This window comes from Photobacterium sp. 270122K (assembly GCF_059941365.1).
The window spans coordinates 1-14,816 of sequence record NZ_JBPOEN010000017.1 but is presented as its reverse complement, the minus strand read 5'-3'; the positions used below and the strand labels follow the sequence as shown (position 1 = coordinate 14,816).

Genomic DNA, 14,816 nt, shown 5'->3' with positions numbered 1-14,816 from the left:
TCCGTGTTAGTTACGCCAGAAGGCGGGGAAGAACACCACCAACACGGTCAGGATTTCCAAACGCCCCATCAGCATGCCAAAGCTCAAGGTCCATTTGGCCAAGTCCGGCAAGGTTGAGAAGTTACCGGTCGGGCCGATGATGGTGCCCATGCCCGGTCCCACGTTGGCCACGGCGGTAACGGCACCGGTAATACTGGTGACGGCATCCAGCCCCATCATGCCCAAGATCCCCGCCACAATGACGATAGTTAGGATGAAGGTCAGCGCGAAAGCCACCACCGAACGCACGATATCATCGGTCACTGGGCGGCCGTTATAGCGCTGAATGAACACGCCTGATGGGTGGATCAGCTGCATCATTTGCTTACGTAACAGGGCAAACGCAACCTGAAAACGGAAGATTTTGATCCCGCCCGCGGTCGAACCTGAACAGCCCCCGACCAGCATGATGAAGGCAAACACGATCATCGGGAACGGGCCCCAAGCCGTGAAGTCATCCAGACCAAAGCCTGTTGTGGTCACGACAGAGACGATATTGAATAACGACACCCGCAACGCATCGAGGAAAGTGTAATTCAAGGTCAATGTCAGCCAGATGGCGACGGCAACCCCTGTGACCAGCACCAATAAGGTGTAGCCGCGCACCTGCGCATCGTTGAGTAGCGCCATAGGGGCTTTCTTACGCAATACCTGCACAAACAACAGGAACGGTAATCCCCCGGCAAACATAAACAGCGTTGCCACCCAGTGAGCACTGTGGGAAAAGCCGTTCATCGAGCTGTCAGAGGTGGAATAACCGCCGGTCGACAAGGTGGTAAAGGCATGGTTGATCGCATCGAACGTGTCCATGCCCGCCAGCATAAAGCCGAGGAAGCACAAGCCGGTCAGGCTGAGGTATACGTTGACGATGTTCTTGGCCACACTCTTGGTACGGGGGGAGCTTTTCTCTGACCAATCCGAAGACTCGGTTTGGAACAAACGCATCCCGCCGACATTGAGCATGGGCAAGATCGCCACGCCCATCACGATGAACCCGATCCCGCCGAGCCATTGCAACGTCGAACGCCACAGCAGAATACTCGGTGCCATGTCATCGAGTCCGCTCAGGACGGTGGAGCCGGTCGTGGTGATCCCCGACATGGTCTCGAAATAGGCATCAGTGAAGCTGATGTGGTTAATAAAGACAAACGGCAGCGCCGCGAACGCACTGGCAATAGTCCAGACCAAGGTGGTGATCAGGAACATGTCCCGCACCCCCAGTTTGAAATCGCTGGTACGGCCAAACGTCAGGCACAGGAAAGCCACACAGTGAGTGATGATCACTGAGGTTGCAAAATCAATGAACCCTTCGGTGCCGGTGAAAAATGCCACTAATGTGGGCACATACATGAACAGGGCGATCTTTGATAAGACCAGCCCGATCACGAACAGTATAGGACGATAGTTAACCATAATAATTACAGGAAGAACGGACTAGGTTGGAACAGGCGTTCAACGTCTGGAATGTATTTCTTGTCGACCAGGAACATCACGACGTGATCATCTTGCTCTATCACGGTGCGATCATGGGCAATAAGGACTTCTTCGCCGCGTACCACGGCACCGATGGTGGTACCCGGTGGCAGTTTGATGTCACCGACGGCACGCCCCACCACTTTCGAGGTGCTCGCATCGCCATGGGCAATGGCTTCAATCGCTTCGGCTGCGCCACGGCGCAAGGAGGAAACGTTCACGATATCGGCTTTACGTACGTGGGTCAGCAAGGCGGAAATGGTGGCCTGCTGCGGCGAAATGGCAATATCAATGGTGCCGCCCTGAACCAAGTCGACATACGCGCCACGTTGGATCAGTACCATCACTTTCTTCGCGCCCATGCGTTTGGCCAGCATGGCTGACATGATGTTGGCTTCGTCGTCGTTGGTCACTGCAATGAACACGTCGATTTGTTCGATGTGCTCTTCGCTGAGCAATTCCTGATCGGAAGCATCACCACAGAAGACGATGGTGTTTTCCAGCATCTCAGACAGGTTTTCAGCGCGCTCAGGGTTGCGTTCGATCAGTTTGACGCTGTAGTTCTGCTCTAAACGACGGGCTAAGCCGGCCCCGATGTTACCGCCGCCGACAATCATCAGGCGTTTGTACGGTTTTTCCAGACGCTGCAGTTCACTCATGACCGAGCGAATATGGTTGCTGGCCGCGACGAAGAACACTTCATCATCGGCTTCAATGATGGTTGTTCCACGCGGGCGGATAGGACGGCCTTGGCGGAAAATCGCCGCGACGCGGGTATCAATGTGCGGCATGTGCTCACGCAATGCAGACAGGGCGTTACCAACCAGCGGACCACCGTAGTATGCCTTCACTGCCACTAGGCCCACTTTGTCTTCAGCAAAGCCCACGACCTGCAAGGCACCTGGGTATTCAATCAAACGTTCGATGTAACCGGTGACCAGCTCTTCCGGGGCGATCAGGTGATCGACAGGGACTGCGTCAGACTGGAATAAGTTTTCTTTTTCTTTGAGGTATTCCGGGGAGCGAATACGGGCCACGCGATTAGGGGTATTGAAGAGGGTAAACGCGATTTGGCAGGCGATCATGTTAGTTTCGTCAGAGTTGGTGACGGACACTAACATGTCGGCATCTTGGGCGCCGGCTTCACGCAGGGTGCGTGGGTGGCTGGCGTAGCCTTGCACAACCCGCAGATCGTATTTGTCCTGCAGTTCGCGCAGGCGCTCGGGATCCTTATCGACGATGGTGATATCGTTGTTCTCGCCGACCAGGTTTTCGGCCAAGGTGCCGCCAACTTGGCCTGCACCGAGAATGATAATTTTCATAGCATGTGCCTGATTAATTTACTCGTTGTAGGTTACTACGCTTCGGCATGAGGGTCATGCAGAACGCTTACCTGCTGTCCTTTCCCATCTTGGGTAAAGTGTCATTAACAGTCGTATTTTATCCGCGTAATGGGACGAAAAAGCGGAACTTGGTAGCCAAGTTCCGCTTTAAAAATGCATAGGTATTATGCGGATTTTTTCATGACTGCGTAGTAGAAGCCATCCATATCATGCTCACCGGGCAGGATTTGACGCCCCGGATTTGCCAGCTCGCTGCCGATCAGGGTGGCATCGGCGGTGCGGCTCAGGAAGGCTGATACTTGATCGCGGTTTTCCTGTGGAGTGATAGAGCAGGTGGCGTACACCAAGGTACCGCCAGGCTTCAACTGCTGCCACATGGCATCGACAATTTCGGCCTGCAAAACAGCCAGTGCCGTAATGTCATCCGCGCGGCGTAGCCATTTGATGTCAGGGTGACGGCGAATAACGCCCGTGGCTGAACACGGTGCATCCAGCAAAATGCGGTCAAATTGCTCGCCCTGCCACCATTGCTCAGGGTAACGGGCATCGGCACACAGCACTTGTGCATCCAAGTTAAGGCGCTGCAGGTTTTCGTGCACACGCTTGAGACGGTGATCGTCACAGTCAATCGCAACCACACGCGTATCCGGCTGGCGCTCCATGATATGTGCGGTTTTACCGCCAGGGGCTGCACAGCAGTCCAGGATCAATTCACCCGCCTGGGGCTGTAAGAATTCCACGGACAATTGCGCCGCGGCATCCTGTACCGACACCCAACCGTCGGCAAAACCTGGCAGCTTGGTGACATCGCACGGGCTGTGCAGTTTCAGTGCGTCAGGGGCTTCTGGGTGTAGATCGGTCGCGATACCAGCCTCATCCAGCAGCACGCGGTACGCATCACGGGTATGGTGCTGACGGTTTACACGCAGCCACATTGGGGCTTTGGTATTATTCGCTTCGACAATGCTGTCCAGTTGGTCTGGGTAACTGGCTTTCAGCAGTTTCAGCAACCAGCTTGGGTGACCGTAGCGACCCGCATCATGGCTGAGCGCCTGTGCGTCCAACGCGTCTTTCTGGCGTTGGTAGTTACGTAAAATGGCGTTGATAAGCCCGCGCAGTTGCGGCTTTTTCAAGGTTTTCGTGGCATCCACGGTTTCTGCTACTGCCGCATGGGCAGGAATGCGCATGTAGCCTAGTTGATACAGACCGACAAGGATCAGGTGATGGAAGACACGTTGTTTGCCTTTCAGTGGCTTGTCCATGAGTTGGTTGGTGACCGACTCAAGGCGCGGTAGCCAGCGCAATACGCCGTAGCAGATCTCTTGCAACAGGGCGTGATCGCGATCTTTAATCTCTTGTTGTGCGGCTGGCAGGGCGTTTGACAAGGACTGACCTTGATCGACGACCTGATAGATGACTTTCGCCGCAGCGGCTCTTACATTCATGCGGGTATCCTGCATTCGATTCCCCTACGCTGTCGCAGCAGTGGGATCAGAGGGGAAAAAGTAAGGCCAGTGCTAGCACTGGCCCTTTAACAATTTACAGTACGGAGCCAGGTTCAAACCATTCTCGGCGCGAGTTCATGATATCCTGTGTACCCATGGCTTTCTTACCCGGAGGCTGAAGTTCCAGCAGGCGCAACGCGTCTTTACCGGTTGCCACGACAATACCGTGTTTGTCCGCAGACAAAATGGTGCCCGCAGGCTGGCCATGATCAACCGCGACAACGTCGGTGCGCCATACTTTGACGTTTTGCTCGGCCACGGTGAAGTAGCTCATTGGCCACGGATTGAAGGCACGTACGCAACGTTCAATCGCCACCGCGTCCATCGCCCAGTCAATCTGCGCTTCTTCTTTGCTCAGCTTCTTGGCGTAGTTCGCTTGTTCATCGTCTTGTTTCACTGGCACGGCCGTGCCGTTCGCGATATCCCCCAAGCAATCAATCAAAGCCACTGGGCCCAGTTCCGCCAATTTTTCATACATGGTGGCACTGGTGTCGGTCGCGTCGATCGGCAAAGTGGCGATACTCAGCATGTCACCGGTATCCAAGCCGATATCCATCTGCATGATGGTCACACCCGTTTCGGTATCACCGGCCCAGATTGAGCGCTGGATTGGGGCAGCACCACGCCAGCGTGGCAAAATCGAACCGTGTACGTTGATACAACCCAGTTTCGGGGTATCCAGTACCGCTTGAGGAAGCAGTAGGCCATAGGCCACGACCACCATCAGGTCGGCATCCAGATCGGTTAAGGCTTGTTTGGCTTCGTCTGACTTGAAATTTTCCGGCTGGTACACCGCAATATTGTGCTCAAGGGCCATTTGTTTCACAGGGCTGGCGGTCAGTTTTTTACCGCGACCAGCTGGGCGATCAGGCTGGGTGTAGACCGCAATAACCTCGTGCTCCGAAGACAACAACGCCGCCAAATGACGGGCGGCGAAGTCCGGAGTACCTGCAAAAACGATTTTCAAAGGTTTGCTCAAGGTACGTTTCCTTTTGATGTCATTGACTACGCGTTGTGCGCGTTTTTTTCGTTAAAGCGTTTAATTTTGGTCAGTTTGTCTTGAATGCGCTTACGCTTTAGCGGTGACAGGTAGTCAACGAAAAGTGTGCCGTTAAGGTGATCCAATTCGTGCTGCACACAAATGGCCAGCAGATCGTCAGCCTCAAATTGGTACGCATTGCCATCGCGATCCAGTGCTTTGACGGTCACTTCTGCCGCGCGCTCAACCAGTGCGCGTGCACCCGGTACCGATAGACAGCCTTCTTCAATGCCGTCTTCACCGCGTTTTTCAATGAGTTCTGGGTTGATCAGCACCATTGGTTCGTCGCGCGCTTCTGAGATGTCGATCACCACGATACGTTGGTGGATATCTACTTGCGTTGCAGCGAGACCGATCCCTTCTTCGTCATACATGGTGTCCAGCATGTCATCGACAATTTTCTGGATCTCGGGTGTAACGGCTTCAACCGGTGCTGCTACTGTGCGTAGGCGGTCGTCAGGAAATGTTAATACTTGCAATACAGACATAGAAACTCGTTTTAAAAGACAGTACTGATAGGTGGTGCGTTTAGTTGGTCTAATTCTAGTCATTTTACCGGTCAAATAACAGTACTCCGATGAATCGACGAGACGGGGGGATCCGCCGCGCGCGGGGCGATTGGGTAAACCGCTTGCAACACCTTGAGTTAAAAAGTGAGATAGACCTAAAACTCGATGAATATTATTGGCTTGCGCTAGACAGAGGTTGTCACCAATGTCAGCCTACAACGTTGTGGGATGGGTCCCCCATGGTGGATGGGACGCAACGGAGTTAAGAAAAGGATGTGATGCATGTGGCTGCGAGTCATGATATTGGTGCTGGCCGGTCTGACTGCGAGTGCTTGGGCAACTGCCCAGCAGTTAAAGCTTATCGAAGGTGCGCCAGAGGTGTATACCGTTAAGAAAGGCGATACCTTGTGGGATATCTCGGCACATTTTTTATCGAACCCTTGGTTGTGGCCTGAACTGTGGCAGGTTAATGACTACATTAAAAACCCCCACCTTATCTATCCTGGCGATCAGTTACATCTGATCTGGGTGGATGGCCAACCGCGTTTGAGTTTGAAAAAACGCGTTCATCTCTCACCGCAAGCACGTGTGATCCGTGCGCCGATCACCACGTTGCAATCTTCCTTGATGATGCCGTATTTGGCACAGGACAAATTGATGACCCCGCAACACCTTGAGCGTTTGCCTCGCGTGTTGGGTGAAAGTAATGCCCGTGATTTCATGACGCAAGGCGATACCGTCTGGGTCGACAGTGAACTGGAAACCGGCGATGAGTGGTGGATTTACCGTCCTGACATGGTCTTTGAGCGTGATCTTGAAGATGGCGAAAGCCGAGAAGTGAAAGTCATGACGATGAAAGAGATCGCACGCGGAACCGTCGCGGGCACCGAAGATAAGATGAGCGCGCTGACGCTGACGACCTTGGGCTACGAAGTGCGTCAGAACGATGTGTTGCTGCCAGCGCCGTTGCCGAGTGAGCAATTGAACCTGAGCTTCTCGCCGTCTGAGCCGCCAGCAGATTTGAATGCGAAAATTTTAGGTCACTTTAGCGGGATCAATTTCATCGCCACACACGAAACCGTGGTGATTGATCATGGTCACCTTGATGGTGTGGCTGCGGGGCATGTGTTCCAACTGTTCCGTGCCGGTGTGGATGTGGTTGGCCGTAAAGGTGACTATGAGTACCAGAAGCTGGGTAGCCAGAAAAACTTCACATTGCATCAAATACCAGTCGGGGAAATTGTGGTGATCCGCCCTTACGAGCATTTCAGTATTGCCGTGATCACCAAGTCGTCTGAACCTGTAGCACCGGGCACCCTTGCCCTGCCGCCAAAGACGAATGGTTGATCTTCACGCCTGGTTACGCTTGGCTGCGGTGCCGACCCTCGGTGGGCACCGCATTACCCGGTTACTGCAACACGTCACTCCGCAAGACTTAACGCGCATGACTGCTGCGGAGCTAGCACAAGCTGGCCTGACACCCGCGCAAATTCAGCATTATCTCCATCCCCCTGCGGCAAAAATTGCCCATAGCCTGAAATGGGCTGAACTGCCGAACCATACGATTCTTACGCTCGACTCGCCGGATTACCCTCTACTGCTCAAAGAAATCGCCTCCCCACCCCCGTTATTGTTTGTGCGCGGAGAAACGCGCTGGCTGCATGAGCCGCAATTGGCGGTGATTGGTAGCCGCTCGGCCAGTTTGGACGGGCGCGAGGCGGCGTATGAGTTTGCCGCGGCCTTGGTGGCGGCTGATTATGTCGTGACCAGCGGATTGGCCTTAGGGATCGATGGACAGGCGCACTATGGCGCATTAAAAAATGGTGGGGCGACCGTGGCGGTGTTGGGCTCGGGATTGGATCGGATTTATCCGGCCAAGCACCGTGACTTGGCCGCGGCCATTGCCGAGCAAGGGGCGTTGGTGTCCGAGTTTTGGCCGGATGAAGCGCCACGTCCGCAGAATTTCCCGCGTCGAAATCGGGTGATCAGCGGGTTGTCGGTGGGCGTATTAGTGGTTGAGGCTGCGCAAAAGAGTGGCTCTTTGGTCACCGCCCGTTATGCGTTAGAGCAAGGGCGAGAGGTCTTTGCTTTACCGGGGCCGATCCGTTACGCCGGGAGTCGGGGATGCCATGCCTTGATTAAAAATGGTGCGAAATTGGTTGAAACCCCGGTCGATATCTTTGAAGAGGTGGGCGCCCTCACGGAGTGTGTGAAAAATAACCATTCAAACCGACGGGGTGAAGAACCTGAAAATGAAGAATTGCCATTTCCAGCGCTGTTGGCTACCGTAGGCAGTGAAGCAACACCCGTAGATGTAGTTGCTGAACGAAGTGGGCTACCCGTCCATGAAGTCATGATGCAGTTATTAGAATGTGAGCTGCAAGGGTGGGTCACTTCCGTGCCAGGTGGCTATATCAGAACGAGGAGGGGCTAATTATGATGGATATCCTTATGTACCTGTTTGAAACCTATATTCACAGCGATGTGGATCTGATGGTGGATCAGGATGAGTTGTCTGAGGAATTGCTGCGCGCCGGCTTCCATAAAGATGATATCTATAAAGCGTTAAACTGGCTTGAGAAGCTGGCTGCGCTACAGGAAACCGAAAATACGCCTTACGTGCACAGCAGCGCGATCACATCGATGCGTATTTATACGACGCAAGAAATGATCCGTCTGGATGTAACATGCCGTGGTTTTCTGACGTATCTCGAGCAAATCGATGTGCTGGGTGCTGATACGCGTGAAATGGTGATTGATCGCGTGATGGAACTTGAAGCGAACGATTTCTGCTTAGATGATCTCAAGTGGATCATTTTGATGGTGTTGTTCAATGCGCCAGGCAATGAAAGTGAGTACAGTCAGATGGAAGAGCTGCTGTATGGCATGGAAGATGGCAATATCCATTGATGGGTGGCGAGACACCCTAAGATAGTCGAGTCGTATGTCAGGAAAAATTAACCCGCAATTATTTTCCGCCCATGAGCAAGCATTGGAACATGAACAAACATGTCCGCAATGTCAGCAAGCATTGGTGATGCGTCATGGTAAGCACGGTCCGTTTTTGGGTTGCAGTGGTTATCCTGACTGCGCGTACATCAAACCTCTCCATCAAAATGATGGCCATATCGTGAAGCATTTGGCCACGCCGTGTCCGGATTGCGGGGATGAGTTGGTGTTACGCCAAGGCCGTTATGGCATGTTTATCGGCTGTCATAGCTACCCGACTTGCCACTATATCGCGTCGCCAGAGAAAAAAGCGGCAGCGACACAATTGGCGTGTCCGGAGTGCGGAAAAGGGCATTTGGTTGAGCGTAAATCGCGTTACGGCAAGGTGTTCTATGCGTGTGACAGTTATCCGGGGTGCCGGTTTGCCGTCAATATGAAGCCTGTCGCGGGTCAGTGTCAGCAGTGTGGTTTTCCACTTTTGCTTGAGAAGAAACTGGCGAGTGGTCTCCGCTTGCAGTGTGCGGATCGCCGTTGTCACGCTTATCAGGATACTGCCGAGGCAGAGTAGAACGTCCACGTCAGAGATCCACGACCCAATTCGCACCACACACAAAAAAGCCAGCGATTGCTGGCTTTTTTCGTTTTAGAGCGTTTTAGCGTGTGGGATTAAGCGCGCTCAAGGGCGGGAAACGCGATGGGATCCAAATGTTTGGCGACGTCTCGCAGGGCATCTTGCAGCGCGGCTGGCGTGGCGGCGCACACGTTAATGTGTCCCATCTTGCGCCCTGGACGTTTTTCTTTCCCGTACCAATGGATGTGACAATGTGGGTCGGCCAAGACGGCGGGTGACACGCTATCTTCACCCAAGATATTGATCATCGCCGTTGGACGGATCAGTGCGGTACTGCCGAGCGGTAAACCGGTCACCGCACGCAGGTGGTTTTCAAACTGACAGGTTTCAGCGCCTTGTTGAGTCCAATGGCCGGAGTTATGGACGCGCGGGGCGATCTCATTGACCAGCAGTTGCCCGCCGACATCAAAGCATTCAATCGCTAACACGCCGACATAATCGAGTGAGGTTGCCAAGGCGTGGAATATCGATTCCGCCTGCGTTTGTAAAGCTTCGTTGCCTGTGAGCGCCGTCGACAGGCTTAATACCCCTTGGGTGTGCACATTTTCTGTCAGTGGGTAGATTGCCACACTGCCGTCTTTGCCTCGCACGCCAATCAGGGACACTTCACGATCAAACGGGACAAACTCTTCAGCCACAATCGCTTGATTGTCCGTTTGTGCCATGAAGTCAGCGATGTCTGGCCAAATGGCATCAACATCGGTACGTTGCTTGAGGCGCCATTGGCCTTTACCGTCATAACCGCCCAATGCACTTTTCAATACCATCGGTAGCCCGATGTGGTCGATGGCGCTATCGAGATCAGCACGGCAGGTAATGGTGGTATAGCGGGCATTGCGAACACCTGCCTGATCCAGCAAGGCTTTTTCTAAACGGCGATCCCCACCCGCTTTAATGGCCGTGGTCGTCGGCAGAAACTTCTTACTCTTTTCACAAATCGCCAAGACATCATGAGGCACGTGTTCAAACTCGGCCGTGATGACATCGGCGTAAGTCATGGCAGTATCGAGACCTTTCAATCTGACTTGCTGGGTTAAGGGATGCACGACATTGCCGGTCGCAATGTCGTAGGCAAACACCTCAATATTGAGCGGCGCACCGGCCAGTGACATCATCCGTGCTAACTGTCCTGCGCCCAGAACTAAGACTTTCATTCTGCGTCCTCGGCCGGATTGGGGTTGCTCAATACGGTCTCGGTCTGTGCCTGACGAAACGCTTCGACAGCGGCTTGTACAGTGGCATCTTGTGTCCCGATGATTTGTGCGGCAAGCAGACCCGCATTGGCGGCACCGGCTTCCCCAATGGCAAGCGTGCCGACGGCAATGCCTTTTGGCATCTGCACGATAGACAACAGGGAGTCCATGCCCTTTAGGGCGCGAGATTGTACCGGTACCCCAAGCACTGGCAGACACGTATACGCGGCTGTCATGCCCGGCAGGTGAGCTGCGCCCCCTGCCCCTGCGATGATCACTTTGATGCCGCGTGCTTGTGCGCTTTCAGCGTATTCCGCCAACAGGTGTGGAGTGCGGTGGGCAGAAACCACCTTGGTTTCGTATGCAACATTAAAACGATCTAACATCTCAGCAGCGTGCTGCATGGTTGGCCAGTCAGACTTTGAGCCCATGATGATTCCCACTTTCATCCCGATCTCCTTTGGGGTAACTAAACGTTGAGAGTACCAATGCGTATTGTCGCATTATACGGTGAAAATATGTGAAGGAAAACGTTTGCGTCAGTGAAATTGAAACAAACCATAACGAGCATGGAGTTGTGACAAAGGAGTCGGTAAGATAGGTAACAAGAAGGTTAAAAAAGGCTGCGGCCAAAGCACTAAAACGAGGAATGCGTGGATAACCTGAATCAAGTGGTTGCTGCTTTGCAGCAGGAAGAGGTCATTGCCTACCCAACCGAAGCGGTGTTTGGGGTGGGGTGTGATCCCGATAGTGAGCAGGCAGTACAGAAACTCTTGGCATTGAAGCAGCGTCCGATTGAGAAGGGCCTGATCTTGATTGCCGCCAATTACGCACAATTGGCCGCGTATGTGGATGACAGCCAATTAAGTGAAGCGCAAAAAGCGCGTATTTTTGCCTCTTGGCCTGGGCCAGTGACGTGGGTGATGCCGACGCAACCACAGGTGCCCGCGTTTTTAACCGGTCAGTTTGACACCATTGCGGTGCGTGTGACGGATCATCCACAGGTACAGGCGTTGTGTCTGGCTTTTGGTAAACCGATCACCTCAACCAGTGCCAATTTGACGGGGCTAGAGCCGGGTCGCACCATTGCCGAAGTGACGGAGCAGTTAGGCGACCACTTGGCTGCCATTTTACACGGTGAAACAGAGGGGCGGGATAACCCGTCTGAGATCCGGGATGCGCAAACCGGAAATGTCTTCCGACAAGGATAAATAGCATGCAGGCAGTGGATAAAGCGGCCGTAAAGGCGTTCTTACTCGATCTTCAAGACCGGATTTGTGAGTCCTTGACCCGTCAAGATGGCGGCGCAACCTTTGAACAAGATGAGTGGCTGCGTGAAGCGGGCGGCGGTGGCCGCAGCCGCGTTTTACGACAAGGGTTGGTGTTTGAGCAGGCGGGAGTGAATTTCTCCCATGTGTTTGGGGCGCAGATGCCCGCTTCTGCGACGGCACACCGTCCGGAGTTGGCCGGTCGTCGATTTGAAGCCATGGGCGTATCGCTGGTGGTGCACCCCAATAACCCGTACGTGCCGACTTCTCATGCCAATGTTCGCTTCTTTATCGCCGAGAAAGACGGTGAGGCACCGGTTTGGTGGTTTGGTGGTGGGTTTGACTTAACGCCGTTTTATCCGTTTGACGCCGATTGCCAACACTGGCATGACACGGCAAAGGCGTTGTGTGCGCCATTTGGTGAGTCGGTCTATGCCGAGCACAAAGCCTGGTGTGATAAATACTTCTATTTGCCTCATCGCAATGAAACCCGCGGTGTCGGCGGGCTTTTTTTTGATGATCTGAATAAATGGGGCTTTGAGAAGAGCTTTGCGTATATGCAAGCGGTCGGTAACGGTTATCTTGATGCGTATTTGCCGATCGTCGCACAGCGCCATACTCTGCCCTACGGTGAACGTGAGCGTGAATTCCAGTTGTATCGTCGTGGCCGGTATGTGGAATTTAACTTGGTGTACGATCGCGGTACCTTGTTTGGTTTGCAAAGCGGTGGACGCACCGAGTCGATTTTGATGTCGATGCCTCCCCTCGCCCGTTGGGAATACGCCTACACGCCAGTCCCCGGATCGGCAGAAGCCGCACTCTATGATGAGTATCTGACACCGCGTGAGTGGTAGATAAAACACGGTGTGTTGAGTTGTCGGCACACTGTTGGGTGGATTGGTATGCGGCGTCACTCATTGGGTCGCCCGCCGAAAAGAAAAGGAAAATGTTGCATGGATAAGTATGTCGTCTTTGGAAACCCGATCGATCAAAGTAAATCTCCGTTTATTCATACCCTATTTGCGCGTCAAACCGCCCAAAGCATGACGTATCAAACGCAGTGGGTGGCATTGGATGGGTTCACGGCGGCAGCCGATCATTTCTTTGCGGAAGGTGGCCGCGGGTGCAACATTACCGTGCCTTTTAAAGAGCAGGCTTTTACGTATGCAGATCGGCTGACAGACCGAGCCCGTTTAGCAGGGGCGGTGAACACCTTAAAAAAGCTGGATGATGGTGAGATCCTTGGGGATAACACTGACGGTGAAGGCCTCGTGCAAGATTTATTGCAGCATGCGTTACCGCTGGCGGAAAAGCGTATCCTGTTAATCGGTGCCGGCGGTGCGGCGCGAGGCGTGATTTTACCGTTATTGGCCCAACAACCGGCATCATTAACCCTGACGAACCGCACACTGGCGAAGGCGGAGCAACTGGCGAGTACGTTTGCCGCGTACGGCGAGGTCGATGCGCGTGCGTTGGATCAGCTTGAGACGGCGACGTTTGATATTATTATTAACTCGACCTCTGCCAGTTTAAGTCAGCAGTTACCCGGCATCCCCGCCGCATTGATCCGGCCTGAAACCGTGTGCTATGACATGGTGTATGGTTCGGGGACAACAACCTTCAATCAATGGGCCAAAGATCTGGGCGCCCGTGTGGTGATGGACGGTTTAGGGATGTTGGTCGGTCAGGCTGCGGAAAGTTTTATGCTGTGGCGGGGGATCCGTCCGGGCGCAAGACAGGTGCAACGTGAATTGCGTCGTACCTTGCAGCAATAAAGCCAGCAACAATAAAGAAGAGAACCATGAATCAAAATATTCTATTTGCGGATCGCGAAGAGTGGGATGCCGCGCGTCAAGCGGTGAACTTCCCTGCCCTACAGGGGGGTCAGTTGATTACGTGCTGGGTTACCCGCGTGTGGCTGGAGCAGTTTTGCCAACGCTCACTGCCTACCGAGGAGATGACTCTGACGGCATTCAGTGAATGTCGGTTTGATTTGGAAGAAGAAGCCGAAGCCTTGATTGATGATGAAGCGTTCAATCAGGATGGCGATATTGAGATTGGGTAAGGTCGCTAACCGTGATCACATTCGTCAGCATAGGTGTTTTTAAGTAAGACATAGTTCTCAGCTGAATGAAGCAGAAAAGCACGTTCTTTATCGGTTAAGGGACGTGCTTGTTTGACAGGACTGCCGATATAAAGATAGCCACTCTCTAAACGCTTATTCGGTGGCACTAAACTGCCCGCCCCGATAATGACGTCCTCTTCGACAATCGCCCCATCTAAAATGATGGCGCCCATGCCGACCAATACCCGATCGCCAATTTGGCAGCCATGCAGCATGGCCTTATGGCCAACCGTCACGTCTTCACCAATGAATAAAGGGTAGCCGTGCGGATTATCCTCAGTAGGACGACTGACATGTAAAACACTGCCATCCTGAATATTGCTTCTGGCACCAATGCGGATGGTGTTTACATCGCCACGTGCGGCAACCAGTGGCCATATACTGGTATCTTCCGCTAAGGTGATGTCACCAATGAGTACCGCGGCGGGGTCAACATAAACCGTCGTCGCGAGTGTTGGAAAGATCCCTTTATAGGGACGAAGATAAGTATTCATGAAGTTATGCCTTAGAAAGAGAAGTTAAATCTGCCTAATAAGCCCGCTATTGATGGTATTAACATCATAAAAAACAGGCTTTGTTCGATAATTGCACACTCGACCTTGAAATATGAAGTTTTTTTGAAATGCCCCTTGCCAATGTGATCGAACGCTCTATAATGCGACCTCACTGACACGGACAGCGGCGCTAGCCGGCAACGTAATTCAGTATTGTTCTTTAACAATTTGACCATGCAATCTGTGTG

16 protein-coding genes are annotated in these 14,816 nt (G+C 53.2%); 8 read left to right on the top strand and 8 right to left on the bottom strand.

From position 1 onward, the window contains the following. Window positions 1–6: 6 nt before the first annotated feature. The 5 genes from ACSF8W_RS22560 to def all read right to left on the bottom strand — a co-directional run bounded on the left by ACSF8W_RS22560 (window position 7) and on the right by def (window position 5,887). Complete coding sequence (locus tag ACSF8W_RS22560; RefSeq protein ID WP_500849341.1) at window positions 7–1,452, bottom strand: TrkH family potassium uptake protein; 1,446 nt, start codon at window positions 1,450–1,452, stop codon at window positions 7–9. A gap of 5 nt (window positions 1,453–1,457) precedes the next feature. Further along, entirely contained in the window at window positions 1,458–2,834 is a 1,377-nt protein-coding gene (gene trkA, locus ACSF8W_RS22555; protein WP_500849340.1) for a Trk system potassium transporter TrkA, read from the bottom strand. A gap of 185 nt (window positions 2,835–3,019) precedes the next feature. Next, window positions 3,020–4,315, bottom strand: a complete 1,296-nt coding sequence (gene rsmB, locus ACSF8W_RS22550) for a 16S rRNA (cytosine(967)-C(5))-methyltransferase RsmB (protein ID WP_500849339.1) — start codon at window positions 4,313–4,315, stop codon at window positions 3,020–3,022. A 79-nt stretch (window positions 4,316–4,394) separates the two neighbouring features. Further along, entirely contained in the window at window positions 4,395–5,339 is a 945-nt protein-coding gene (fmt, locus tag ACSF8W_RS22545; RefSeq protein ID WP_500849338.1) for a methionyl-tRNA formyltransferase, read from the bottom strand. A gap of 26 nt (window positions 5,340–5,365) precedes the next feature. Next, complete coding sequence (def, locus tag ACSF8W_RS22540; RefSeq protein ID WP_428478142.1) at window positions 5,366–5,887, bottom strand: peptide deformylase; 522 nt, start codon at window positions 5,885–5,887, stop codon at window positions 5,366–5,368. Window positions 5,888–6,190: 303 nt separating this feature from the next. Here def and ACSF8W_RS22535 point away from each other — a divergent pair, with 303 nt between their 5' ends. From ACSF8W_RS22535 to ACSF8W_RS22520, 4 genes are read left to right on the top strand one after another with little or no spacing between them, the layout of a single operon-like run. Then, window positions 6,191–7,255: a LysM peptidoglycan-binding domain-containing protein gene (locus ACSF8W_RS22535; protein ID WP_428478141.1), complete on the top strand. Its 1,065-nt coding sequence runs from the start codon at window positions 6,191–6,193 to the stop codon at window positions 7,253–7,255. After that, a complete protein-coding gene (gene dprA / locus ACSF8W_RS22530) occupies window positions 7,248–8,342 on the top strand; it encodes a DNA-processing protein DprA (RefSeq protein WP_500849337.1) in 1,095 nt (364 codons plus the stop codon). The genes ACSF8W_RS22535 and dprA overlap by 8 nt, the downstream gene beginning before the upstream one ends. Continuing rightward, entirely contained in the window at window positions 8,342–8,818 is a 477-nt protein-coding gene (locus ACSF8W_RS22525; RefSeq protein WP_500849394.1) for a DUF494 family protein, read from the top strand. The genes dprA and ACSF8W_RS22525 overlap by 1 nt, the downstream gene beginning before the upstream one ends. Window positions 8,819–8,852: 34 nt before the next feature. Continuing rightward, on the top strand, window positions 8,853–9,425 hold the full coding sequence (locus tag ACSF8W_RS22520; RefSeq protein ID WP_500849336.1) for a DNA topoisomerase family protein: 573 nt from the start codon (window positions 8,853–8,855) through the stop codon (window positions 9,423–9,425). A gap of 98 nt (window positions 9,426–9,523) precedes the next feature. Here the strand turns inward: ACSF8W_RS22520 and ACSF8W_RS22515 are convergent, their stop codons facing one another. Continuing rightward, on the bottom strand, window positions 9,524–10,642 hold the full coding sequence (locus ACSF8W_RS22515) for a 5-(carboxyamino)imidazole ribonucleotide synthase (protein WP_500849335.1): 1,119 nt from the start codon (window positions 10,640–10,642) through the stop codon (window positions 9,524–9,526). After that, entirely contained in the window at window positions 10,639–11,130 is a 492-nt protein-coding gene (purE, locus tag ACSF8W_RS22510) for a 5-(carboxyamino)imidazole ribonucleotide mutase (RefSeq protein ID WP_500849334.1), read from the bottom strand. The genes ACSF8W_RS22515 and purE overlap by 4 nt, the downstream gene beginning before the upstream one ends. 204 nt (window positions 11,131–11,334) lie before the next feature. Between purE and tsaC the strand changes: the two genes are divergently transcribed. The 4 genes from tsaC (at window position 11,335) to ACSF8W_RS22490 (ending at window position 14,014) form a co-directional block, all read left to right on the top strand. After that, window positions 11,335–11,892, top strand: a complete 558-nt coding sequence (gene tsaC, locus ACSF8W_RS22505; RefSeq protein ID WP_500849333.1) for an L-threonylcarbamoyladenylate synthase type 1 TsaC — start codon at window positions 11,335–11,337, stop codon at window positions 11,890–11,892. A 5-nt stretch (window positions 11,893–11,897) separates the two neighbouring features. Beyond that, window positions 11,898–12,803: an oxygen-dependent coproporphyrinogen oxidase gene (gene hemF / locus ACSF8W_RS22500; RefSeq protein ID WP_500849332.1), complete on the top strand. Its 906-nt coding sequence runs from the start codon at window positions 11,898–11,900 to the stop codon at window positions 12,801–12,803. 99 nt (window positions 12,804–12,902) lie between these two features. Continuing rightward, window positions 12,903–13,724, top strand: a complete 822-nt coding sequence (aroE, locus tag ACSF8W_RS22495) for a shikimate dehydrogenase (protein WP_500849331.1) — start codon at window positions 12,903–12,905, stop codon at window positions 13,722–13,724. A 26-nt stretch (window positions 13,725–13,750) separates the two neighbouring features. Then, window positions 13,751–14,014: a DUF1488 family protein gene (locus ACSF8W_RS22490; protein ID WP_500849330.1), complete on the top strand. Its 264-nt coding sequence runs from the start codon at window positions 13,751–13,753 to the stop codon at window positions 14,012–14,014. A 5-nt stretch (window positions 14,015–14,019) separates the two neighbouring features. Here the strand turns inward: ACSF8W_RS22490 and ACSF8W_RS22485 are convergent, their stop codons facing one another. Beyond that, window positions 14,020–14,568, bottom strand: coding sequence for a gamma carbonic anhydrase family protein (locus tag ACSF8W_RS22485; RefSeq protein ID WP_500849329.1), 549 nt, complete (start codon window positions 14,566–14,568; stop codon window positions 14,020–14,022). Window positions 14,569–14,816 lie beyond the last annotated feature (248 nt).